Raw genomic sequence first — 22874 nt, forward strand, 5'->3', positions numbered from 1 at the left:
GTTTATAACCAGCGATTGAGCCAGTTCATCAAATGGATGGTGGGATTGGAAAGCTGCCCTGGCTGACAAGCCTCTTTCAGCATAACCAGCTGCTGTTCGGCTTCCAGGAGCCGTTCGCTGGAGTGTTTCTCTGCCAGTTGCTGGCTGAGTGATGCAAGATCCGGCATTGCCAGTTGATGATGGCCGCAGCCAGCCTGAAGCTTGAGGGCATCACACAGGAAGAGCTGCAACCAGTGCTGCCGGACCTGAGTATCCTCGGCCAACTGGGCACAGACATTCGCCGCACGGGGGGGGGCCGATGCCAGCGAGACAAATCCGTCGAGCAATGCCCGTCTGGCATCATCTTGCTGTGCTTCGATGTAGCTCAGCACCCGCAGCGGCGCACCCTGGCAGATCCGCACCTGGGCCTGGGTGGCCTGATGGCCCTGCTCGGCGAGCCAGGCAAGGGTCTCCCCCTCAGAGGGGAGCTGGCAGACATGCTTGTGACAACGGCTCAAGATGGTGGGGAGCAGGCGAGATACCCGGGATGCGATGAGCAGCAACAGACTGTCGCCAGCCGGCTCTTCCAGCGTCTTCAGCAAAGCATTGGCGGCAGACTCCGTCATGCGCTCCGCCTCCTGAATGATCACCACCTTGCCGCGACCGAGCTGGGATGTGCTCTGGAGGCGGCTGCAAATCTCCCGGATGGCTTCGACACCTATGGTCTTGCCCTCGGGCCCCAGGGTGCCAAGATCCGGGTGATGCCCCTTCTCAAACAGTTGGCAGGAGTGGCACTGACCGCAAGGCTCACCTCGTTGTGGATGCTGACACAGGTGCAGTCGCGCCAGTCGCTCTGCAAGCTGCTCCTTGCCAAGACCAGGATCTCCTAGCAGCAACCAGGCGTGCCCGAGCCGTCCGGCCCGGGCCGTCTCGCTCAGGGCATGCCAATCCGGGATCAGCCAGGGATACATAGCCCCTCGCTTGCCAGATAATGCTCAAGGGCAGCCTCGATGGCGGCTTTGACTTGCGCCGGGGGCAACCCGGCATCGATGATCTGGATGGAATCATCGGCGGCCGCCAACTCGAGGTAACGCTGGCGGGTACGTTCAAAGAAGCCGATCTGCTCCAGCTCAATCCTGTCCAGCTCGCCGCGATGGCGGGCCCGCTGCAGGCCGATGGCAGGATCGATGTCCAGATAGAGCGTCAGATCCGGCTTGAAATCCCCGAAGACCGCCCGTTTGATGGCGCCGATGAGGTTCGCATCGATGCCGCGGCCACCCCCCTGATAGGCCTGGGAGGAGAGATCGTGGCGATCGCCCACTACCCAGATGCCGTCTGCCAAGGCAGGCTTGATCCGGGTCTCCACCAGTTGTACCCGGGAGGCGTACATCAACAGCAGCTCGGCCTCGACTGTCAGGCGCTCGTCGTGCACTTCCTTGACGATGGCCCGCATGCGTTCCGCCAGCGGCGTGCCGCCCGGCTCCCGGGTGCACTCGATCCGCGCAACTCCGTGGGCTTGCAGATAGTCGGTCACATAGCGCACCGCAGAGCTCTTCCCTGCCCCTTCCAATCCTTCAATCACGATAAATTTAGACATTAGGGTTTCTTCAATATGTATTCACGCACCGCCCGATTGTGTTCATCGAGGGTCTTGGAGAAGTAGTGGGCACCGCCCCCCTTGGCAACGAAGTAGAGATAGTCGGTCGATTTGGGGTTGAGCGCCGCCTCGATGGAGGCCTTGCCCGGCATGGCGATGGGCGTCGGAGGCAGACCGTCGATCACATAGGTGTTGTAGGGGTTCACGTCGGTTAAATCGCTGCGGCGAATGTTGCCATCGTACCTCTCCTTCACCCCGTAGATGACGGTAGGGTCGGTCTGCAACTTCATGCCAAGGCGTAGACGGTTGACGAACACAGAGGCAATCTGGGCTCGTTCATCCGGTTGGCCCGTCTCTTTTTCGATGATGGAGGCCATGATGAGCGCCTCATAGGGTGTCTTGTAGGGCAGATTGGCCTGACGCTTCTCCCAGGAAGCCTCCAGGAACGTTTTCATGTCCTGATAGGCGCGGCGCAGGATGGAAAGATCGCTGGCATGAGTGGTATAGGCGTAGGTTTCCGGCAGGAACCACCCCTCCAGCTTGCCATTTTCGATGCCGAGTTCCTGAGCCAGCTCGGTTTCGCTCTGCTCCAGAGTCAGGCGCTCCAGATAGGGGGCGCTGGAAAGTTGCTTCAGCCAATCCTCAAAACGGGACCCTTCGACAAAGGTCAGGCTGAAGTGAAACTCCTTGCCGGAAGCAAAGAGAGAGAGAGTCTCCTTGAGCGGCGCCCCTTCCTTGATTTCATAGGTGCCGGACTTGATGGCCACCAGTTCGGGATGACCGCGCAACCAGAGGCGCACCGCCCAGGGGCTGGTTTCCCCCTCTCCCAGTTCGGCAATCAGGCGCGCCGCATGGGCGCCTTTTTCGACGGTAAAGAGGCGGGTTGGCCCCTTGTTGGTGAGCGTCTCCACCTGTTGCCACTTGTGATACACGTACCCTCCGGCAACGGCGACAGAGAGTGCCGCCCCCGCGAGCAGGGTGTAAAGCCGATTAAACTTCAATGACCAAGCGCTCCTGTAAACGGCGGATCAATACCGGACTGGGATAGTGCATATCCCCGATGCTGGTGACCGGGACAATCCCCATCAGGGTATTGGTCAGCCAGACCTCTTCCGCCTGCCAGAGTGACTCCAATGGAGCTTCAACGACACGCAGTTCAATGCCCATCTGTTTAAGCATCGTCATCACGCGCTTGCGCATGATGCCATCGATCCCGGCGCGGGTGAGATCCGGTGTGAACACCGTCCTGCCGCGACGCCAAAACAGATTGGCGCTGACCCCTTCTACCAGAAATCCCCGGCTGTTCAAGACTATACCTTCGACCCCGCCGCGCGCAGCAAGTTCGCGCTTCAGCATCACTTGTTCGAGGCGCCCCAGCGTCTTGAGACCGGCGAGCATGGGACTGTCCCCAAGATGCTGCTGGCATACCAAGGCATTGATGCCGGTTTGCTGCCAATCATGATAATGCTCAGGATAAGGTGCCAAAGAGACGATGCGAGTGGGCGTGTCACAGCCTGCGCCGTCATATCCCCGCCCACCGGCGCCCCGGGTCAGCATTATCTTGACGACAGCCTGTGCCTGCCCAGAAGCCAGCTGCGCCGCCTCGTCGGCAAGCAGGTCCCAGGAGTGCTCGCCAAAACCAAGCCGGGCGTTGGCATGTTGCAGCCGGGCCAGATGGTCCTGCCACCAGAGTACCTTCCCTTCCCTCACCAGCATGGTTGTGAAATGACCATCACCGTATGCCAGCCCACGATCCCTGGCTGACAGTGTTTCTGTGGGTATTCCATTAATCAGCAAGGGGATCCCTCCGATAAAAAAGGCCCGATACTGCCGTATCGGGCCTTATCATTCGCCCAGAGCGAATTATACGCGTTTGAAGATCAGGGAGCCATTGGTGCCGCCAAAACCGAAGGAATTGGAGAGGGCATATTCGAAGCTGCCAGCCTTGGCAACATGCGGCACCAGATCCAGGTCGCACTCATCATCCGGCTTGTCCAGGTTGATGGTGGGAGGCACCATCTGGTCACGCAGAGAAAGCACAGTGATGATCGCCTCGATGGCGCCAGCCGCACCCAACAGGTGGCCTGTCATGGACTTGGTGGAACTGACCATCAGGGCGCTGGCATGGTCACCAAACACCTTCTTCATGCCGCGCAGCTCTGCCACATCCCCAAGGGGCGTGGAGGTACCGTGGGCATTGATGTAACCGATCTGCTCGGGTGCGATGCCAGCATCCTTGATGGCGTTCTTCATGGCGCGTGCGCCACCATCGCCGTCCGAGGGAGGGGCCGTCATGTGATAGGCATCCCCGCTCATGCCAAAGCCGACCAGCTCGGCATAGATCTTGGCGCCGCGGGCCTTGGCATGTTCATACTCTTCCAGCACCAACACGCCGGCACCGTCGCCCAGCACGAAACCGTCGCGATCCTTGTCCCAGGGGCGGCTCGCCTTCTGCGGTTCGTCATTACGTGTGGAGAGCGCCTTGGCAGCGGCAAAGCCGCCCATGCCCATGGGGGTGGAGGCTTTCTCGGCACCACCGGCAACCATCACGTCCGCATCGCCATAGGCGATCATCCGGCCAGCCATGCCGATGGCATGGGTACCCGTGGTACAGGCGGTAGTCACGGCGATGTTCGGGCCCTGCATGCCTTTCATGATGGAAAGATGACCGGACACCATATTGATGATGGTGGACGGAACGAAGAAAGGGCTCAGCTTGCGAGGGCCGCCATTGATGAGGCTGCTGTGGTTCTGCTCAATCAGACCCAGACCGCCGATACCGGAGCCGATGGCAACGCCTACCCGCTCCGCGTTCTCTTCGTTGATGATCAGGCCGGAATCTTCCAGGGCCTGAACACCCGCCGCCACGCCATACTGGATGAAGAGATCCATCTTGCGGGCTTCTTTGCGGTTGATGCCGAACTCTTCGGGGTCGAAATCCTTGACCAGGCCTGCGAAACGGGTTGCGAACTCGCTTGCATCAAAGTGGTCGATGAGGGAAATGCCGCTCTGCCCGTTGAGCAGGGCTTGCCAGCTGGATTCGGCAGTGTTGCCTACCGGGGAAAGCATCCCCAAGCCGGTCACCACGACTCTGCGTTTTGACACTGAGGTAGTCTCCGAGAGGTGTTTTGAAAGGGGTAAACATAAAAGAAGCGGCCCTTGGGCCGCTTCTTTCAGAACAGGAACTTATTCCTGATTAGCGGTGATGTAGTCGATAGCCGCTTGAACAGTGGTGATCTTCTCGGCTTCTTCATCAGGAATTTCGGTATCGAATTCTTCTTCCAGCGCCATTACCAGTTCAACGGTATCCAAAGAGTCAGCGCCCAGGTCGTCGACGAAGGAGGCAGCGTTCTTCACGTCTTCTTCTTTAACACCCAGTTGTTCGATGATGATTTTCTTTACGCGTTCTTCGATGTTGCTCATGACCTGAATTTTCCTTTAAAAATACGCTATTGCGTCTGGTTGGGGTAGTGTATTCAATTGACGTGAGTTTGCAAGTGACTTGCCGCTGGTCAAACCACGAAATTCGCCAAACTTCGGCGTATTATCGCAAATTTGAACAGAACTCACGACAAATTGATTACACCATGTACATCCCGCCATTAACATGCAGGGTTTCGCCGGTAATATAGGCGGCATCATCCGATGCCAAGAATACCACAGCGGCAGCAATTTCTTTCGGATCGCCCAAACGGGCAGCAGGCACCTGATTCATGATGCCGGCGCGCTGCTCTTCATTGAGCGCCTTGGTCATGTCGGTCTCGATGAAACCGGGAGCAACCGCATTCACCGTGATGCCACGAGATGCCACTTCACGGGCCAGCGACTTGGTAAAGCCAACCAGACCAGCCTTGGCAGCAGCATAGTTGACCTGACCGGCGTTGCCCATGGTGCCGACCACGGAACCGATGCTGATGATGCGACCGTTACGCTTCTTCATCATGGCACGCAATACCGGCTTACTCAGACGGTACAGGGAGGTGAGATTGGTGTCGATGATCTCGTTCCACTCGTCATCCTTCATCCGCATCAGCAGGTTGTCGCGGGTAATGCCGGCGTTGTTGATCAGGATGTCGATGTCGCCAAAACGCGCCTTGATGGCGGCGAAGACGGTTTCGATAGATTCCTGACTGGTCACGTTCAGTGCCATGCCGCAGCCTTGTTCACCCAGGTAAGCACTGATCGCCTCGGCACCGCTCTCGCTGGTCGCGGTCCCCACGACTTTGGCGCCACGAGCAGCAAACATCTCCGCAATCGCACGACCAATGCCACGGCTGGCGCCAGTGACCAACACAACCTTATCGGTAAAACTCATGACTTGCTCCTGTTTACTTGATCTGGGCCAGTGCCTGCTCGAACGAGGCGGCGTCGTTGGCGTGAATACCTTCCACTCGCGCATCGATACGCTTGGCCAGGCCGGTCAATACCTTGCCCGGGCCCATCTCGATCTCGAGGGTAACACCGTCGTTTGCCATGCGCTCTACCGTTTCAGTCCAGCGAACCGGGCTGAACAGCTGACGCACCAAGGCTTGCTTGATGGCGGCAGGATCCTGCTCACAAGAGACGTCAACATTATTGATGACGGCGATGGCAGGAACCTTGATCTCGATCCCATCCAGGGCGGCGGCCAGCTTTTCTGCGGCCGGTTTCATCAGGGCGCAGTGGGAGGGCACGGAGACCGGCAGCGGCAGGGCACGCTTGGCACCTGACTCTTTCATCAGCACGTTGGCACGCTCGACCGCCTCTTTGTGGCCGGCGATGACCACCTGACCCGGAGAGTTGAAGTTGACCGGAGAAACCACCTGCCCCTGGGCCGCTTTCTCACAGTTGGCAGCGATGCTTTCGTTGTCCAGACCGATGATGGCAGCCATGGCGCCAGTGCCTTCCGGTACGGCTTCCTGCATGGCCAAACCACGCAGCTCGACCAGCTTGACGGCATCGGCAAACGCCAGCGCGCCGCTGCACACCAGGGCGGAGTATTCCCCCAGGCTGTGGCCGGCCATCACGGCAGGGGTTACCCCGCCTTGTTGTTGCCACAGGCGCCACAGCGCGACGGAGGCGGTCAACAGCGCTGGCTGGGTACGCCAGGTTTTGTTGAGATCCTCGGCCGGGCCTGCCATCACCAGGGCAAACAGGTCATAGCCCAGCACCTGGCTCGCCTCGGCGAAGGTCTCTTTAATCACTGCGTGTTGCTCGGCCAGCTCGGCCAGCATGCCGACGCTCTGGGAGCCTTGTCCCGGGAAGGCAATGGCAAATCGGGTCATCATTGATTCCTTTAAGGTAAGACGAATTCGGTAAGCGGGCGCCCGAGGACCGGGCACCGCTCGGTATCAGAGGCGAACCAGCGCAGAGCCCCAGGCAAAACCGCCGCCGAAGGCTTCCAGCAGGACCAGCTGGCCGGGTTTGATGCGACCATCGCGCACCCCTTCATCGAAGGCGATGGGCACGGAGGCCGCGGAGGTATTGCCATGACGATCCAGGGTCAGGATCACCTTGTCGAGCCCCATGCCGAGTTTCTTGGCGGTGGCATTGATGATGCGGAAGTTGGCTTGATGGGGCACCAGCCAGTCCAGCTCGCTCGGCTCGACGTTGGCCGCAGCCAGGGTTTCGGTCACGATCTCGCTAAGGCGTGTCACCGCCACCTTGAAGACATCGTTGCCCTTCATGTACATGTAGGCTTCGAGCTCAGCACCCGGCATGCCGCGACGGGGCTGCGGCAGTTTGAGCAGCTCGCCATAACGGCCATCGGCATGCAGATGGGTGGAGAGGATCCCAGGAGTGTCGCTGGCACCGATGACCACGGCCCCTGCCCCATCCCCGAACAGGATGATGGTGCCGCGATCCTCGGGATCGCACATGCGTGACAGCACGTCCGCACCGACAACCAGCACGTGGCGAGCAGCGCCGGATTTGACGAACTGATCGGCGATGGCGAGAGCATATGTAAAGCCGGCACAGGCGGCGGCTACGTCAAACGCCGGGATCCCCGGTACGTCAAGCAGCCCCTGCAGTTCACAGGCAGCAGCTGGGAAGGCATTCTCTGCGCTGGTAGTGGCCAGCACTATCATGTCCAGATCGGCGGCAGTCAGACCTGCCGCATCAAGCGCACGCAAGGCCGCTTGATGAGAAAGGGTCGCGACGGTTTCGTCGGCTCCGGCGATACGGCGTTCACGGATCCCGGTGCGTTCCACGATCCATTCGTCACTGGTTTCAACCATCTGTTCAAGATCGGCGTTGGTACGAACCGAACTCGGCAGATAACTGCCAGTACCCAGAATTTTGCTATGCATAGAGTTTTATAAATCCCTGTCGGAAAAGACAGATTCAAGGCGATCTGCAATTTGCAATGGAAGTTGATGTCTGGCTTCTTGTGCGGCCAGCAGAATCGCATGACACAGAGCGCGGCGCTCGGCCCGCCCATGGCTTTTTACCACAATGCCGCGCAATCCTAACAGACTCGCGCCATTATACTGGTCGGGGTTCAGGTAAGAGAAACGCCGTTTGAACATAAATCCGGCGAGTCGACCAAGAAAACTGCGTTTTTTGCGCGGATATCCGGCCAGTTCGGCCATCATCCGCACCACCCCCTCCGCGGTCTTGAGCGCCACGTTGCCCACGAAACCGTCGCAGACGATCACGTCGCACTCGCCGCTGAAGATCCTGTCCCCCTCAATGAAACCGACAAAATTCAGGGCGGAGCATTGGCGCAGCAACTCGGCGCTGTGGCGCACCAGGTCGTTGCCCTTGATCTCCTCCTCCCCTACGTTGAGCAGTGCCACTCTGGGTGAAGGTATCCCCTCCACCTTCTCTGCGACTACGGCGCCCATCACGGCAAATTGCAGCAGGGTGTCGGCATCGCAGCTCACGTTCGCACCCAGATCCAGCATCACGGTCCGCTTTCCACTCAATGTGGGCAGCGCCTTGATGAGGGCTGGCCGGTCAACACCGGGCAAGGATTTGAGCACGCACTTGGCCATGGCCATCAAGGCACCGGTGTTGCCTGCACTGACACAGGCATCGGCAGCGCCGCTCTTGACCAGATCCAGGGTCACGCGCATGGAGGAGTCTTTCAGGGTACGCAGCGCCACGATAGGCTTTTCGCCCATGCCCACGACCTGGGAGGCATGCACGAGACGAACGCGAGGGTGGTTGAGCAAGCCATGTTGCTGCAGAAGAGAGGCGGTCTGGTGTTGATCACCGACCAGAACAAGTTTTAGCTGGGGTAGAAGAGACAGTGCCTGCACGGCGGCAGGCACTGTTTCCGAGGGGCCGATATCTCCCCCCATTATGTCTAGCGCGACAGTTTGCGTAGACAAAGGCAATCCTTAAGCGATTACCTTTTTACCGCGGTAGAAACCATCGGCAGTCACGTGGTGACGACGATGAATTTCGCCACTGGTCTGATCAACAGTCAGGGCAGCGGTGGTCAGCGCATCGTGGGAACGACGCATGCCACGCTTGGCGCGGGTTTTACGGTTCTGTTGTACGGCCATGGTAGGCTAACTCCTAAAATTCACTTACGTTTGAGCGCTTCAAGAACTGCAAAGGGATTCGGCCGCTCATCAGCAGGTTCGATTTCACCCCAGGTCATCTCCATGTTTCCTCTGGGACACACATCCACCGGATGCATGGCTACCTGAGGCAACGAGAGGATGAGTTCATCCTCCAGGATTTGATGAAGATCTATCTCGCCGTTTTCGTCCAACTCAATGGGCTCATAAGCTTCCGGCAGTTCTTCCTCGTTTGTTCTTTCGAACAGCGGAGTGTAAATAAAACTAGCTTCACAAAGGTGTTCAAACGTCTCACCACAACGCTGGCAAACCAGATCGACCTTGGCATGGGCAGTGCCTTTCATAACGGTCAACTTCTGGACATCTTTGCCAAAGTGCAGTGTGACATCCACATCACTTCGCAAGCCTTCGGTTGATTCCTCCAGCCTGGGCATCTGCGACTTTTCCACTATCCCGACATAATCGAGTAGCTTCAAGGCATTACGGACTGGATCAACCTTAACGGGCAACTTCACCTTTTGCATAGGGCGCGAATATTATAGGTCCAACAAGGGATAGTCAAAGGAAAAAGTCCTTACCGCCGATGATTTTACCTTCACAGGCCCCTGCAAGAGGAACTTGTGCTCATCGGTGGCCGATTATGCCATATCGTGCAGGATCTGGCACAGGATCCTGTTCCCCTCTCCTGTCTGTCCACCGGATGTGCTCCTTGGTGTCTCATCAGGTGGCAGAACAGCGCGGGTCTCTCCCCAGCAGGCCTGGTGTCGCAGCCACTCTGGGCTCGGCTTCCATCAGTCTGCGTATGGCTTTGAAACTGCCCACGGCAGCCTTGATGGCAATGGGATTGACCAGCCAGCCCGGCAAGTTGTTGCCCGGGTTGGTATAGGTTTCGAGCCGAACGAGTGTGCTGCCATCCCGTTGGGGTAGCGCCTCCCACCGTCCAGCGCTTTCCTGGATCCGGAACAGCCCTGCATGCAATGGCAGGGCATTCGGCTCTGCCCACACCTCGAGAGTCAGGCCGCAATCGATGCGTAGACTCAAATGGGGGCGGGTGATGAGCTCCCTGTCTTGCACCGGCCAGGGAGACGCCAGGCGGGTATAGACCAGATCATCGTCGGGACCAGATCTGGCCAGCACCCTGACTTCACGGCTCTGGGGCAACCACTCTTCATGGCGCACCGTGTTGCGCAGTACCGTGATCAGCGCGCCAGGATCGGCATTCACGCGCATCTCCAGACGTAAGGCCTGAAAAGATGTCGGAGGATGTGGCTGGGTCCAAAGCATCACCCCCTCATCCCCCTGACGAAGTTGCCATGTCCCTGCCCAGCTGGCGATTGTGTTTGTGCTGTGGTTCCATCAGCATGCATGCTTCCCGCTAATTAGGCGAGTCCCGCTGTAGACATCTCCTGTTTGCGTGGCCCCATCTGCACAGATAGAATCAACCAATTGATTTATAAATGGATATCATCAAAACATGCAGCCTTCCTTGATCCTCGCGTCCACCTCGTCCTACCGCAAAACCTTGCTGGAAAAACTCGGTCAGCCATTTCACTGTGCTGCGCCTCAAGTCGATGAGACAGCGCGACACGGGGAGACCGCAGAAGCCCTGGTCAGCAGATTGGCATTTGCCAAGGCGAATGCCGTTGCTACTGACCGTGATCAAGGATTGATCATCGGTTCAGATCAGGTGTGCGTCTGTGACGGGCAGATCCTCGGCAAGCCCGGCACGGTGGAGAAGGCGGTCGAGCAGTTGCTGCGGGCACAAGGCAAGCGCGTCATCTTTTACACCGGGCTCTGTGTGATCAATGCTGCGAATGGCCATGCCGAGCAGCTCGTCGAGCCTTTCACCGTGTATTTTCGCTCGCTCGACGAAGCAGCCATCCGTCGCTATGTGGAGGCCGAACGTCCTCTGGATTGTGCCGGCAGCTTCAAATGCGAGGGAATGGGCATCGTCTTGTTCAAGGCGCTGGAGGGGCGCGATCCCAACGCCCTTGTCGGTCTTCCCCTGATAGGCTTGGTTGATCTCCTGGGTCGCCACGGCCTGGCTCTGCCATAACAAGAACTCTGCCATGAAAAACGGGAGCCTTGGCTCCCGTTTTTCATGGTTGTCAGCGTGGCAGCTTGGCGAGAAACGCCTCAAGCTCCGGTGACAATGGCGCTTCCACCTGCATCTCCCGCTCATCCACCGGATGAGTAAAGGTGAGCTTCCAGGCGTGCAGGAACAGACGCTTTAGCCCCTGCCCTCGCATTTTTTCATCAAACCCGGTCTCACCATATTTGTCATCGCAGGCGATGGGATGGCCGGCGTGCTGGGTGTGGACACGGATCTGGTGCGTACGCCCGGTGATCGGGCTGCACTCCACCAGAGTGGCTTCGGCGAACTGGCGGGCAATCCTGAAACGGGTTTCGGACGGCTTGCCGTCACTGCTGACCCGCACCACGCGCTCGCCGGACTGCAGATCGTTCTTGCGCAACGGGGCATTGATGACCTTGACGTGGGGCTGCCACTGGCCGCGCACCAGCGCCAGGTACTGTTTGCGCATGGTCTTGACCCGCAGCTGTTCGTGCAGGCTGCGCAGGGCGCTGCGCTTCTTGGCAACCAAGAGCACGCCGGAGGTGTCGCGATCCAGTCGGTGCACCAGCTCGAGGAAACGGGCTTCCGGGCGCAGGGCGCGCAGCCCCTCGATGACGCCAAAAGAGAGACCGCTGCCACCGTGCACCGCCATGCCGGACGGCTTGTTCAGCACTATCATGGCGTCGTCTTCAAACAGGATCTGGCTCTCCAGACGCTGGATGCTGCCAAGGTTGGCAGAGGGCAGTTCGTTCTTCTCGGCCACGCGCACGGGGGGCACCCGCACCTCGTCGCCCGCGCAGAGTTTGTACTCCGGTTTGATGCGCTTCTTGTTGACGCGCACCTCCCCTTTGCGAAGGATGCGATAGATCAGGCTCTTGGGGACGCCCTTTAACTGAGTCTTGAGAAAATTGTCGATGCGCTGCCCGTCATGCTCAGCTTCGATGGTGAGCAGCTGCACTTGTTGATGTATCTGTGTCATGGCGCGGATTTTAACACCGCCGACAGCCCTTGGCTGCATGCTTTGTTAAAAAATGGCGTCTTGCTATAAAAGTGGTTTAAATGGGATAATAAACAAGGTTTTGTCATTGTGTTCAAGCCTTGTACTAAGTGGCCAAAATGTATGCCACCCAATCCCGAAACACCGTGTATACAAGAACATGACGGTTCCCGGGTGCGAGGTACAACGCATGGAGAACGCAAACAGAACCGACGTAAATTGTCTCCACATCGGTATCCTTAATTCACGCCCTCTCGAGATGGCTGAACCAGAGTGCCCTTAGTTTGCGCCTCATGCATGCCCCAACCGGGAGGTTGCCCCAGCATGCTGAAGACCCGAGGCCGGCGCCGGCAGGACCCTGTGGAGGAATCAAAATGACAAAATAATGAGAACTCAATGAAAAGAATGCTAATCAACGCGACTCAGGAAGAGGAGTTGCGCGTAGCGCTGGTTGACGGACAACAGCTCTACGATTTGGATATTGAAAGTCCGGGGCATGAGCAGAAAAAAGCGAACATTTACAAGGGTAAAATCACCCGAGTAGAACCCAGTCTCGAAGCTGCTTTTGTTGACTATGGCGCCGAACGCCACGGTTTCCTGCCGTTAAAGGAAATCGCCCGCAATTACTTCCCCTCCGGTTACTCCTATCAGGGTCGTCCCAACATCAAAGAAGTGGTCCGCGAAGGCCAGGAAGTCATCGTCCAGATCGACAAGGAAGAGCGTGGCACCAAGGGTGCGGCCCTCACCACCTTCATCAGTCTGGCCGGCAGCTACCTGGTGCTGATGCCGAACAACCCCCGTGCAGGCGGCATTTCCCGTCGCATCGAGGGTGACGAACGGACTGAACTGAAAGAAGCCCTGAGCGGTCTGACCGTGCCGGACGGCATGGGCCTCATCGTGCGTACTGCCGGTGTCGGCAAGTCCCCGGAAGAGCTGGAATGGGATCTGAACGTTCTGCTCAACCACTGGGACTCCATCCACAAGGCGTCACAACAACGTTCCGCTCCGGTGCTCATTCACCAGGAAAGCAACGTCATCGTGCGCGCCATCCGTGACTATCTGCGTCGCGATGTGGGCGAGATCCTGATCGACAACCCGGTCATCTTCGAGCGCGCCAAGTCACATATCGAGCTGGTCCGTCCCGATTTCCTCAATCGCGTGAAGCTCTACAAGGGTGATGTCGCCCTGTTCAACCACTTCCAGATCGAGAGCCAGATCGAATCGGCCTTCCAGCGCGAAGTGCGCCTGCCCTCCGGCGGCAGCATCGTCATCGATCCGACCGAAGCACTGACCTCCATCGATATCAACTCCTCCCGCGCCACCAAGGGCGGCGATATCGAAGAGACCGCCCTGCAGACCAACCTGGAAGCGGCCGATGAGATCGCTCGCCAGCTGCGCCTGCGTGACCTAGGTGGCCTGATTGTCATCGACTTCATCGACATGACCCCGGTTCGCCATCAGCGCGAAGTGGAAAACCGTCTGCGTGAAGCGGTGCATCAGGATCGTGCCCGTATCCAGCTGGGCCGTATCTCCCGTTTCGGTCTGCTGGAGATGTCTCGCCAGCGTCTGCGTCCCTCCCTCAACGAGTCCAGCAGCCATATCTGCCCCCGTTGCCAGGGTCAGGGGGTCATCCGTGACAACGAATCCCTCGCCCTGTCCATCCTGCGTCTCATCGAAGAAGAGGCCATGAAGGACAACACCGAGCAGGTGCATGCCCAGGTGCCGGTCGATGTGGCCGCCTATCTGCTCAACGAGAAGCGTACCTCCATCGCCAATCTGGAACAGCGCAATGATGTGCGTGTCTACATCATTCCGAACCAGCATCTGGAAACCCCGCACTACGAAGTGACCCGCATCCGTCAGAACGAGATCCCAGAAGCGGCCAGCTACGAGCTCAAAACCGAGATTGCCAAGCCGGTCTACCAGCCGCGCCAAGCTCAGGTAGTCGAGCGTGAACAACCGCTGCTGCAAGGGTTTGCCCCGGCTCCTCAGCCGGTTGCGCCCGCCGCCCCGGCTCCTGTTGCGACTCCCGCTCCGGTTGCAGAACAAGTCGGCTTCTTTGGCAAGCTGGCCAAGGCCTTCTCCGGCCTGTTCGGTGCCTCCTCCGATGCGGCTCCGGCCGAGGTGAAGGCGCCTGCCGACAAACCGGCCGCCCAGCGCGAAGCTCGCAAGGATGACGGGCACCGTCACCAGCGCGATGAATCCCGCAGCCGTGGTCAACGTGGCCGTCGCGATGACAACCGCGGCAGTCGCAATGCCGAGGCCGGCGAGAAGCGTGAAGGCGCAGCCAGCCGCGAGAGCAGTGATCGCAATCGTCGCCCGCGCAAAGAGCGTGAGCCTCGTCAAGAGCGGGAACCGCGCCAGGAACGGGAACCCCGTGGCGAAGTGCGCACCGAGCAGCGCATGGAGCGTGAGCCTCGCGAACCCCGCCAGGAGCGCGAACCTCGTGCCCCGCGTCCGGCTCGTGAACCTCGCGCCCCCCGCGAACCCCGTGCCGAGGTGATCGTCGAGGCGGTTGATACCGTTGATACTGCGGTCGCCAGCGCTGAACCGCGTCAGGAAAAAGAGCAAAAAGTGGCCGAGCGCCGCGAACGTCGCCAACTGCGCAAGCAGATCCGTGTCGATGTCGCCGCGACCGACACCCCTGCCCTGCCGACTGACGAGCAAATCATCGATGTCGCCGACGTGCAAGCCGCCGCTGAGCAGCAAGAAGAGCAAGGCGAAGGTCAGCGTCGTTCCCGCCGTACCCCGCGCAATCAGCGCATAGAAGGGCAACGTCGCAAGCGCATCAACGAAGAGGCTCGTGGCCAGCGTGAAGACGAAGCACAAGGTGAAGTGCAGCTGACTACCGCGGCCCAGGCCGATGCGGCTCAGGTGAAGGTGGAAGAACCGGTTGTGCCTGTCATCACCATTCCGAGCGCAGAAGCGGTTGCAGCAGCCCTGCAGGCCTCCGCCGCTCTGACCGAGCACGTGGTGGCTGAAGCCGTTGCTGAGGAAGCGGCAGAGCAAGCACTGGCAGCCCAGGCAGTGGACGCGCCCTCCACTGACGAAGTTGAACAGGCTGCGCAAGCAGACGCTGAACCCGCCGCCGAAGTGGCAGTTGTCGAACCCGAGATGGTCGAACCTATCGTCGACACCGCCTCTCATGACGAACCTGTAGCCTTGATCGACGCTGTCGAGCAGACCCAGCAAGTGGAGGCCATCCCAGAAGAGGTTGCACCGGTTGCTGAAGCGGCACCTGTCGTGATCGCTGAGGAGACGGCCACCGCCGAGGCGAAGGTCGTCGAGATGCCGGCTGCAGTGGTGCAAACCGAGCCAGCAACCAGCCCCGAAGTGAAGGTCAGCAAGGGTGCCGGTGTATTGGCCCGTGCCCGCAAGGCTTATGCCCCCATGGCAACGCCGGCTGCGGCTCCTGCCCCGACACCCCGTGAACCCGTGGAGTACGCTCCCCTGGTACGCAGCGAAGTCGTGACCTCCGGTCGCCACGGTGGCAGCACCGCTGCCAGCAACGTGGCAACCAGCCCGGCCGGTCGCCCCTGAGCAGACTCGTTAGTCTGAATAAAGAGCCACACATCGTGTGGCTCTTTTTTTATCTCTTTTTTTGGGCTGACATCGCCTTGCTCTCCCCCCTGCCCATTCTTCGATATCCGCCGCTTTCCCGATGTTCAGCGACCACACACAGTCCAAACAAGACGTGAATAACACACCAGACAGAGAATTCATCTCTGTCAAAGCATCACGACATGCTCTGCTTTGTCGACAGGGTCCGTGCATTGACAGCATATGAAGCCATTGGCAAACCGTCTGGCAGCGTTCCCCTTTGGTAGCACAGTCGGTGTGTTCAGTGGTGGCTGAGACAACCCAGGTTGAACGGGAATGCCAGACATAGGGCAACCTGTGGCGCTCTTCACTCTCATCATTTCTGGTGAGGAACATAGGCACGTTGCACACCCTCCCTTCTGCTTTACGTGCAAGCATCGGCTTGTAACAAGGCATCACACAGACAGGTCCCCTCACTGTGCACAACGAGTGGCTCAGGGATGTAGAGAAGCAAAAGAGGTGATAGATAATGTCATTCAACTTCTTGTCTGATGGCATACAACTATCACTTATTGAACTATTGCCGCATGACGTGACATTCACCAGGCAACAAAAAAGGGCCCGAAGGCCCTTGTTTCATTTCCAATGACTGTCGTCTTACCCGCCAAAGAGATGGTTGTTCAGCAGGAAGAGACCGCCGGAGAGCAGCATGGTGAGCGGCAATGTCAGCACCCAGGCCAGCAGAATGGTCTTGATGGTCTGGCTCTGCAGGCCGGACTTGTTGGCCACCATGGTCCCCGCCACCGCAGAGGAGAGAATGTGGGTGGTGGACACCGGCATCCCGGTCAGACTCGCAATCCCGATGGACGCGGCGGCCGTGATCTGGGCTGCAATGCCCTGGCTGTAGGTCATGCCGGAGGAACCGATCTTCTCCCCTACCGTGTAGACGATACGACGCCAGCCCACCATGGTGCCGCAACCGAGCGCCAGGGCGATGGACACGATGACCCAGGTCGGCGCATATTCGGCCGTTGCGGTCAGATCCTTGCGCCATTTGGCGAGATCGGTCAGCTCCTTGGCCGGCAGTGGCAACTTGGAGACCTTGCGGGCAGTGTCATCGATGCACAGCAGCAGACGACGCACCTCGCGGCGATCCACCAGGTTCATCTCCTCGTAGGTGCGCACCTGGCCGAGACGCTTGTCGAGGGTCGCCATGGCCTGCAGGGCCTCCCCTGCCGCACAGTGGCTCATCAGCTCTTCCTGGGCTTTGGCAGGCACACTGAAGTTCACCAGATGGGAGACCTGATCCTGGTTACGCTGGTAGATCTCCATGATGCGCTGGTTGGCATCCTGGGTTCTGTCCAGATCATAGGAGCGGCTGTTCATGTCCAGCGCAAAATAGGCAGGCGCCATGCAGATCAGCACCAGCATCACCAGACCGATGCCTTTCTGGCCATCGTTGGAGCCGTGCACGAAGCTCACCCCCATTGCGGAGCAAATCAGAGTGACACGGGCCCAGAATGGTGGATGCTTCTTGCCGTCCACCAGCAGGCGCTCTTCCGGGGTCTTGTGGATCTTGCTGCCAAGCCATACGCGCTTCATGGCGAACAGCAGCAAGGCGGCAATGATGAAGCCCACGGTGGGAGAGATGATGAGAGAGAGCATGATGTCGATGGCTTTGCCGACGTTGATACCCTCTTTCAGAGGTTGATGGCTGATCAGGGCATAGGCGCCGCCTACCCCCAGGATGGAACCGATCAGGGTGTGGGAGCTGGATGCCGGAATGCCGAAGTACCAGGTTCCCAGGTTCCAGACGATGGCCGAGAACAGCAGGGAGAACACCATGATCAGACCCTGGGTAGAGTCCATGCCAAGCAGCAGATCGATGGGCAGCAGGTGAACGATGGCATAGGCCACCCCCAACCCACCCAGCATGACACCGGCGAAATTGAACAGACCGGAAGCCACCACCGCCATATGAGCCGGCATCGCCTTGGTATAGATAACCGTTGCTACCGCGTTGGCGGTATCGTGAAAGCCGTTGATGAATTCATAGGCCAGCACAAAAAAAACGGCCAATACCAAACCGATTGACCACCACAAACCCAAACCACTAAACATTTCAAACATAAAAACGAACCTGTTTATGAGTTGCGGCGGATTATGCCAGAAGGCTCGATGCGCCATACCCGTTGTTGAAATATTTCAGCAAAAAAAAAAAAGGGCATTCCGTCAGAAAATGTCTTAGGGCCTGTAGGAACGGGGCTTGTCGAGGATTAATTTAAGTCCATTCCATTGCTGTGGATAGGCGCCAATCAAAGCCTGAGCATGGCTCAATGTCCCGAAAAAGGCCGCTTTTCAACCCACTCGGCACGCCCGTTTCCTTTTGTCAGATAAAAAAGAGGGTGCCTTGGCACCCTCCTCGATAGACAAGCCGCACGGTGCGGGGATCAATCCTGGTTGATCCGGCTGGCCACAGCCCCTTGCTGACTCTTGTATTTGGCATTTTCCCGTTTGTTGTACGGGCGAGCCGCGGTACCTGACAGCATCTCGAAGTTCAGGGCACCGATCTTCATCTTGGGACGCAGGGCCAGAGGCAACTTGCCGCCGTTGTAAAACTCCAGCACGATGCGGCCGGACCAGCCCGGATCGATGCGGTGGGCGGTGACGTGCACCATGAGGCCCAGGCGCGCCAGGGAGGAGCGACCATCCAGCCAGCCGACAATATCGGCGGGCAAGGTAACCGATTCATAGGTCACCGCCAGCGCCAGCTGACCCGGGTGCAGATAGAAGGCTTCACCGTCCGGCACGTGGATCTCCTCGCTCATCACCCGCTCGATGGCATCGGCCATCTCGGCACTGGTACCGCCAAGGTCGATGTAAGGCGCGGTATGATCGCGAAACACCCGAAACTCGTTGCCCAGCAGCACATCGACGCTGACGCCGCTGATCCGCTCAACACCGGGCCGCGGCTCGATGACGATCTTGCCTTCATCCAGGTGCCGTTCGATATCGGTATCACAAAGACGCATTCTGCGACTCTCCTGACAAAAGATTCATTAAAAAAAGCCGGGCATCACCCGGCTTGTTTTCTCTCAACCAATCAACATATGGCGGATACGCGCCTTGAGCATGTCGATGGCGATGCGGTTCTTGCCGCCACGGGGCACGATCACGTCGGCATACTGCTTGGACGGGTCGATGAACTGCATGAACATGGGACGCACAGTCTTCTGATACTGCTTGAGTACGGAGTCCATGGTACGACCGCGCTCCTGCACATCGCGCACCAGACGGCGCAGCAAACAGATGTCGAGCGGGGTATCCATGAAGATGGAGGCGTCCATCAGTTCGCGCAGGCGGCTGTCGGTCAACAGCAGTATCCCTTCGAGGATGATGACACGGCGCGGTGCAAAGGTAGTGACCTCGGTCATGCGCGTGTGCTCGGTATAGGAGTACTGGGGGATGTTGACCGCCTCCCCTTGCGTCAGCTGGGTCAGATGCTGCACCAGCAGATCGTGATCCAGGGCATTGGGGTGGTCATAGTTGGTCTTGACCCGCTCTTCCATGGTCAGGTGGGTCTGATCACGGTAGTAGCAATCCTCGGTGATCACACCAATCTGACCCGCTCCCAGCTCGGCCACCAGCTCTTCATAGATGGTTTGGGCGATAAGACTCTTGCCGGACGCGGATGCACCAGCAATACCGATGATCACGCAGGAATGTTGAGTATCAGACATTGAAAATACCTAAAGAGAAGAGCACTGGGGATTGTTTAAACCGATCCATTATATGAAAAAGGGGTGGCCATGCCCACCCCAAATCCGTCCCCCTTGGCCGAACGCCGATTATTCGTCCAGCGCCACCGTGTAGAGCGGGGTCGCAATCGGTTTTGCGCTGAAATAGAGCTCGGCCCCTACCCGGCGAGCCAGTTTCAGGTAAGTCTGTGACAGCTCGCCATCCGGCGCACCGAACACGGTGGGGCAGCCGTCATCCATGTGCTGGCGAATGTCGATATGCAGCGGCAACTGACCAAGCAGCGCCACGTGATACTGCTCCGCCATCTTCTGGCCACCGCCGGTACCGAACAACGGCTCGTGATGCCCGCAGGCACTGCAGACGTGGTAACTCATGTTCTCGACGATGCCAAGCACAGGCACATTGACCTTGTTGAACATGGCAATCCCCTTGCGGGCATCTGCCAGCGCCACATCCTGGGGCGTCGTGACGATCACCGCCGCCGTGGTGGGCACCTGCTGGGCCAGCGTCAGCTGGATATCGCCGGTGCCCGGGGGCATGTCCACCACCAGGTAGTCCACCTCGCCCCAGCGGGTCTCGTGCAGGATCTGCCCGAGTGCCTTGCTCGCCATGGGACCGCGCCAGATGGTGGCATCCTGCTCGGCCACCAGATAACCGATGCTGTTGCTCTTGATGCCGCAGGCCATCACCGGCTCCATCAACTTGCCATCAAAGCTGACAGGGCGCTCCTTGAGGGTCCCCGTCATGGTCGGGATGGAGGGGCCATAGATGTCCGCATCCAGCAGGGCGACCCGCGCCCCCTCTTTTTGCAGCGCCAGCGCCAGGTTGACCGCGGTAGTGGACTTGCCCACCCCTCCCTTGCCGGAGGCAACCACCAGGATATTGCGGATCCCCTGCACCGCCGCCAGTTGCTGCGCGCGGGGCATGCTGGCCACGTCTATCTCCCCCGTCCAGTCGATGCGGGTCGCGCCGGTTGCGCTGCGCAGCCGGGAATCGAACTCCTCTTTGATCTGTTCAAACAGGGACTGGCCGGCAAAGGGCAGCACCAGCGTGATGGCCAGGGTCTGTTCGTGCCGCTCGACGGAACGCACAAAACCGGCCGCGACCAGATCCTTGCCCCATCCTGCCGGCTTAAATTCGGCCAGGATCTGTTTTACTGAATCAATCACCATTAACTCCCCATTATGTTGTCGTTATGCTGAGGTGAACGGTTACCGCACATAAATCAGTGGCTTGCCGACGTCATCGTGATGCCGCCAGTCAGGGCACCGGGGGCCACAACCCTAGGCAGGCCGCCCCCAATTCGGGTAACATGCACGGCACTGTATCATCCCAACAGGCACATAAAGAACGTATTATGGCAACTGATCCTCGTAGAATGCTGGTAACCTGCGCCCTCCCCTATGCCAACGGCTCCATCCATCTCGGCCACATGCTGGAACACATCCAGGCCGATATCTGGGTTCGTTATCAGCGAATGCGTGGCCATCAGGTGCATTTCGTCTGTGCCGACGATGCCCACGGTACGCCCATCATGCTCAAGGCTCAGCAGATGGGGATCTCGCCGGAAGAGATGATTGCAGCCGTCTCCCAGGAGCACCAGGGGGATTTTGCCGGTTTCAACATCAGCTTCGACAACTACCACTCCACCCACAGCGACGAGAACCGCGAGTTGGCTGGCGTGATCTATGGCCGCCTCAAAGAGTCCGGCAAAATCAAGATCCGCACCATCTCCCAACTGTTCGATCCGGAAAAATCCATGTTCCTGCCGGATCGCTTCGTCAAAGGCACCTGCCCCAAGTGCAAGTCCCCCGATCAGTACGGTGACAACTGCGACGCTTGCGGCGCCACCTACAGCCCGACCGAGCTGATTGATCCGAAATCCGCCGTCTCCGGTGCGACCCCGGTGATGAAGGACTCCGAGCACTACTTCTTCGACCTGCCCCAGTTCGAAGCCTGGCTCGCCGACTGGGTACGCGGCTCCGGCGCCATCCAGGAAGAGATGGCCAACAAGATGCAAGAGTGGTTCGAAAGCGGCCTGCAGCAGTGGGACATCACCCGTGACGCCCCCTACTTCGGCTTCGAAATTCCCGGTGCCCCCGGCAAGTACTTCTATGTCTGGCTGGACGCCCCCATCGGCTACATGGCGTCGTTCAAGAACCTGTGCAAGAAGCACGGCGACATCGACTTCGACAGCTACTGGAAAGCGGACTCCGACGCCGAGCTCTATCACTTCATCGGCAAGGACATCGCCTACTTCCACTGCCTGTTCTGGCCGGCCATGCTGGAAGGCGCGAACTTCCGCAAGCCGACCAAGGTCAACGTGCACGGCTATGTGACCGTCAACGGCGCCAAGATGTCCAAGTCCAAGGGCACCTTTATCAAGGCGTCCACCTATCTCAAGCACCTGGATCCGGAGTGCCTGCGTTACTACTACGCCGCCAAGCTCAACAGCCGCATCGACGATCTGGACTTGAACCTCGAAGACTTCGTCTCCCGCGTCAACGCCGACGTGGTCAACAAGCTGGTCAACCTGGCCTCTCGCAACGCCGGCTTTATCGCCAAGCGTTTTGACGGCAAGCTGGCCGCCACCTGCGCCGAGCCCGCACTCTACGCCGAGTTTGCCAACGCCAGCGCCAGCATCGCCGAAGCCTATGAAGCGCGCGAATTCAGTCGCGCCATCCGCGAGATCATGGCACTGGCCGACAAGGCCAACCGCTATGTGGACGACAAGGCTCCCTGGGTCATCGCCAAGCAGGAAGGGGCGGATGCCGAGCTGCAAGCCGTCTGCTCCGTCGGCATCAACCTGTTCCGCGTGCTGATGGCCTACTTGAAGCCCGTCATGCCGCAACTGGCCGAGCGCGCCGAAGCCTTCCTTGGCGAAACCCTGACCTGGGATGGCATCGCCGCCCCTCTGGTCGACCACGGCGTCGCCCCCTTCAAGGCACTCTTCTCCCGCATCGAGTCCGCCAAGGTGGATGCCATGGTGGAAGCGTCCAAGGAAGATCTCGCCAAGGAGCAGAGCAAGAAGCCGGCAGGCCCCCTGGTGGACGATCCCATCAGCGAGACCATCACCTACGACGACTTTGCCAAGATTGACCTGCGGGTGGCGCTGATCAAGAAAGCCGAAGCGGTGCCGGAAGCCGAGAAGCTGCTGAAGTTGCAACTGGATATCGGCGGCGAAACCCGTCAGGTCTTTGCCGGTATCAAGTCCGCCTACAACCCGGAAGATCTGGAAGGCAAGCTGACCGTGATGGTGGCCAACCTGGCCCCGCGCAAAATGCGCTTTGGCATGTCCGAAGGTATGGTGCTGGCGGCAGGTCCGGGCGGCAAGGATCTCTGGATCCTCGAGCCCCAGGAAGGTGCTCAGCCGGGCATGCGCGTGAAGTAATACGCCCCTTCCCGGACAGTCCCAAT

The 22874-nt window shown here is 59.0% G+C and carries 21 protein-coding genes; 3 read left to right on the forward strand and 18 right to left on the reverse strand.

The features are described from left to right. Window positions 1–2 precede the first annotated feature (2 nt). The 13 genes from holB to AB5Y50_RS18760 all read right to left on the reverse strand — a co-directional run bounded on the left by holB (window position 3) and on the right by AB5Y50_RS18760 (window position 10317). On the reverse strand, window positions 3–950 hold the full coding sequence (holB, locus tag AB5Y50_RS18700) for a DNA polymerase III subunit delta' (protein ID WP_368163180.1): 948 nt from the start codon (window positions 948–950) through the stop codon (window positions 3–5). Next, window positions 935–1576, reverse strand: a complete 642-nt coding sequence (gene tmk, locus AB5Y50_RS18705) for a dTMP kinase (RefSeq protein ID WP_368163182.1) — start codon at window positions 1574–1576, stop codon at window positions 935–937. Before tmk ends, holB begins: the two co-directional genes overlap by 16 nt. Further along, window positions 1576–2577 (reverse strand): endolytic transglycosylase MltG, encoded by a 1002-nt coding sequence (gene mltG, locus AB5Y50_RS18710; RefSeq protein WP_029314535.1) that lies wholly within the window; start codon window positions 2575–2577, stop codon window positions 1576–1578. Before mltG ends, tmk begins: the two co-directional genes overlap by 1 nt. Further along, a complete protein-coding gene (gene pabC / locus AB5Y50_RS18715) occupies window positions 2567–3373 on the reverse strand; it encodes an aminodeoxychorismate lyase (protein ID WP_182721850.1) in 807 nt (268 codons plus the stop codon). Before pabC ends, mltG begins: the two co-directional genes overlap by 11 nt. Before the next feature lie 66 nt (window positions 3374–3439). After that, a complete protein-coding gene (fabF, locus tag AB5Y50_RS18720) occupies window positions 3440–4681 on the reverse strand; it encodes a beta-ketoacyl-ACP synthase II (RefSeq protein WP_010674743.1) in 1242 nt (413 codons plus the stop codon). Window positions 4682–4762: 81 nt separating this feature from the next. Then, complete coding sequence (acpP, locus tag AB5Y50_RS18725; RefSeq protein ID WP_005300909.1) at window positions 4763–4999, reverse strand: acyl carrier protein; 237 nt, start codon at window positions 4997–4999, stop codon at window positions 4763–4765. Window positions 5000–5156: 157 nt separating this feature from the next. Continuing rightward, a complete protein-coding gene (gene fabG, locus AB5Y50_RS18730; protein ID WP_010674742.1) occupies window positions 5157–5891 on the reverse strand; it encodes a 3-oxoacyl-ACP reductase FabG in 735 nt (244 codons plus the stop codon). 13 nt (window positions 5892–5904) lie between these two features. Further along, window positions 5905–6840 (reverse strand): ACP S-malonyltransferase, encoded by a 936-nt coding sequence (fabD, locus tag AB5Y50_RS18735; protein WP_010674741.1) that lies wholly within the window; start codon window positions 6838–6840, stop codon window positions 5905–5907. 66 nt (window positions 6841–6906) lie between these two features. Beyond that, complete coding sequence (locus AB5Y50_RS18740) at window positions 6907–7866, reverse strand: beta-ketoacyl-ACP synthase III (RefSeq protein WP_010674740.1); 960 nt, start codon at window positions 7864–7866, stop codon at window positions 6907–6909. A gap of 6 nt (window positions 7867–7872) precedes the next feature. Then, a complete protein-coding gene (plsX, locus tag AB5Y50_RS18745) occupies window positions 7873–8892 on the reverse strand; it encodes a phosphate acyltransferase PlsX (RefSeq protein ID WP_010674739.1) in 1020 nt (339 codons plus the stop codon). A 9-nt stretch (window positions 8893–8901) separates the two neighbouring features. Next, window positions 8902–9069, reverse strand: a complete 168-nt coding sequence (rpmF, locus tag AB5Y50_RS18750) for a 50S ribosomal protein L32 (RefSeq protein ID WP_005300935.1) — start codon at window positions 9067–9069, stop codon at window positions 8902–8904. Window positions 9070–9089: 20 nt separating this feature from the next. Next, a complete protein-coding gene (gene yceD, locus AB5Y50_RS18755; RefSeq protein WP_029314532.1) occupies window positions 9090–9611 on the reverse strand; it encodes a 23S rRNA accumulation protein YceD in 522 nt (173 codons plus the stop codon). A gap of 196 nt (window positions 9612–9807) precedes the next feature. Further along, window positions 9808–10317 (reverse strand): hypothetical protein, encoded by a 510-nt coding sequence (locus tag AB5Y50_RS18760; RefSeq protein ID WP_234924102.1) that lies wholly within the window; start codon window positions 10315–10317, stop codon window positions 9808–9810. A 244-nt stretch (window positions 10318–10561) separates the two neighbouring features. Here AB5Y50_RS18760 and AB5Y50_RS18765 point away from each other — a divergent pair, with 244 nt between their 5' ends. Then, window positions 10562–11143 carry a nucleoside triphosphate pyrophosphatase gene (locus tag AB5Y50_RS18765; RefSeq protein WP_029314530.1) on the forward strand — a complete coding sequence of 194 codons (582 nt, stop codon included), beginning with the start codon at window positions 10562–10564 and terminating at the stop codon, window positions 11141–11143. A 52-nt stretch (window positions 11144–11195) separates the two neighbouring features. On the opposite strand, the gene rluC is transcribed toward AB5Y50_RS18765, so the two are convergent. Then, window positions 11196–12140 (reverse strand): 23S rRNA pseudouridine(955/2504/2580) synthase RluC, encoded by a 945-nt coding sequence (gene rluC / locus AB5Y50_RS18770; RefSeq protein ID WP_201985482.1) that lies wholly within the window; start codon window positions 12138–12140, stop codon window positions 11196–11198. Between the two features lie 414 nt (window positions 12141–12554). On the opposite strand from rluC, the gene rne reads away from it, so the two are divergent. Continuing rightward, entirely contained in the window at window positions 12555–15698 is a 3144-nt protein-coding gene (gene rne, locus AB5Y50_RS18775; RefSeq protein ID WP_201920985.1) for a ribonuclease E, read from the forward strand. A 657-nt stretch (window positions 15699–16355) separates the two neighbouring features. Here the strand turns inward: rne and AB5Y50_RS18780 are convergent. The 4 genes from AB5Y50_RS18780 to apbC form a co-directional block, all read right to left on the reverse strand. Continuing rightward, on the reverse strand, window positions 16356–17828 hold the full coding sequence (locus AB5Y50_RS18780) for an inorganic phosphate transporter (RefSeq protein ID WP_029314527.1): 1473 nt from the start codon (window positions 17826–17828) through the stop codon (window positions 16356–16358). Between the two features lie 320 nt (window positions 17829–18148). Further along, window positions 18149–18730 (reverse strand): dCTP deaminase, encoded by a 582-nt coding sequence (dcd, locus tag AB5Y50_RS18785; RefSeq protein ID WP_010674732.1) that lies wholly within the window; start codon window positions 18728–18730, stop codon window positions 18149–18151. Window positions 18731–18793: 63 nt separating this feature from the next. Then, window positions 18794–19438: a uridine kinase gene (gene udk / locus AB5Y50_RS18790; protein WP_010674731.1), complete on the reverse strand. Its 645-nt coding sequence runs from the start codon at window positions 19436–19438 to the stop codon at window positions 18794–18796. A gap of 108 nt (window positions 19439–19546) precedes the next feature. After that, the gene (gene apbC, locus AB5Y50_RS18795) at window positions 19547–20629 is read right to left on the reverse strand and encodes an iron-sulfur cluster carrier protein ApbC (RefSeq protein WP_113978935.1); all 1083 of its coding nucleotides are present in this window, start codon (window positions 20627–20629) and stop codon (window positions 19547–19549) included. 185 nt (window positions 20630–20814) lie between these two features. Here apbC and metG point away from each other — a divergent pair, with 185 nt between their 5' ends. Continuing rightward, entirely contained in the window at window positions 20815–22848 is a 2034-nt protein-coding gene (metG, locus tag AB5Y50_RS18800) for a methionine--tRNA ligase (protein WP_201985478.1), read from the forward strand. The last annotated feature ends 26 nt before the right edge of the window (window positions 22849–22874 follow it).

The sequence above is a fragment of the Aeromonas sp. s6 genome, from assembly GCF_040907815.1.
Lineage (GTDB): Bacteria > Pseudomonadota > Gammaproteobacteria > Enterobacterales > Aeromonadaceae > Aeromonas > Aeromonas caviae.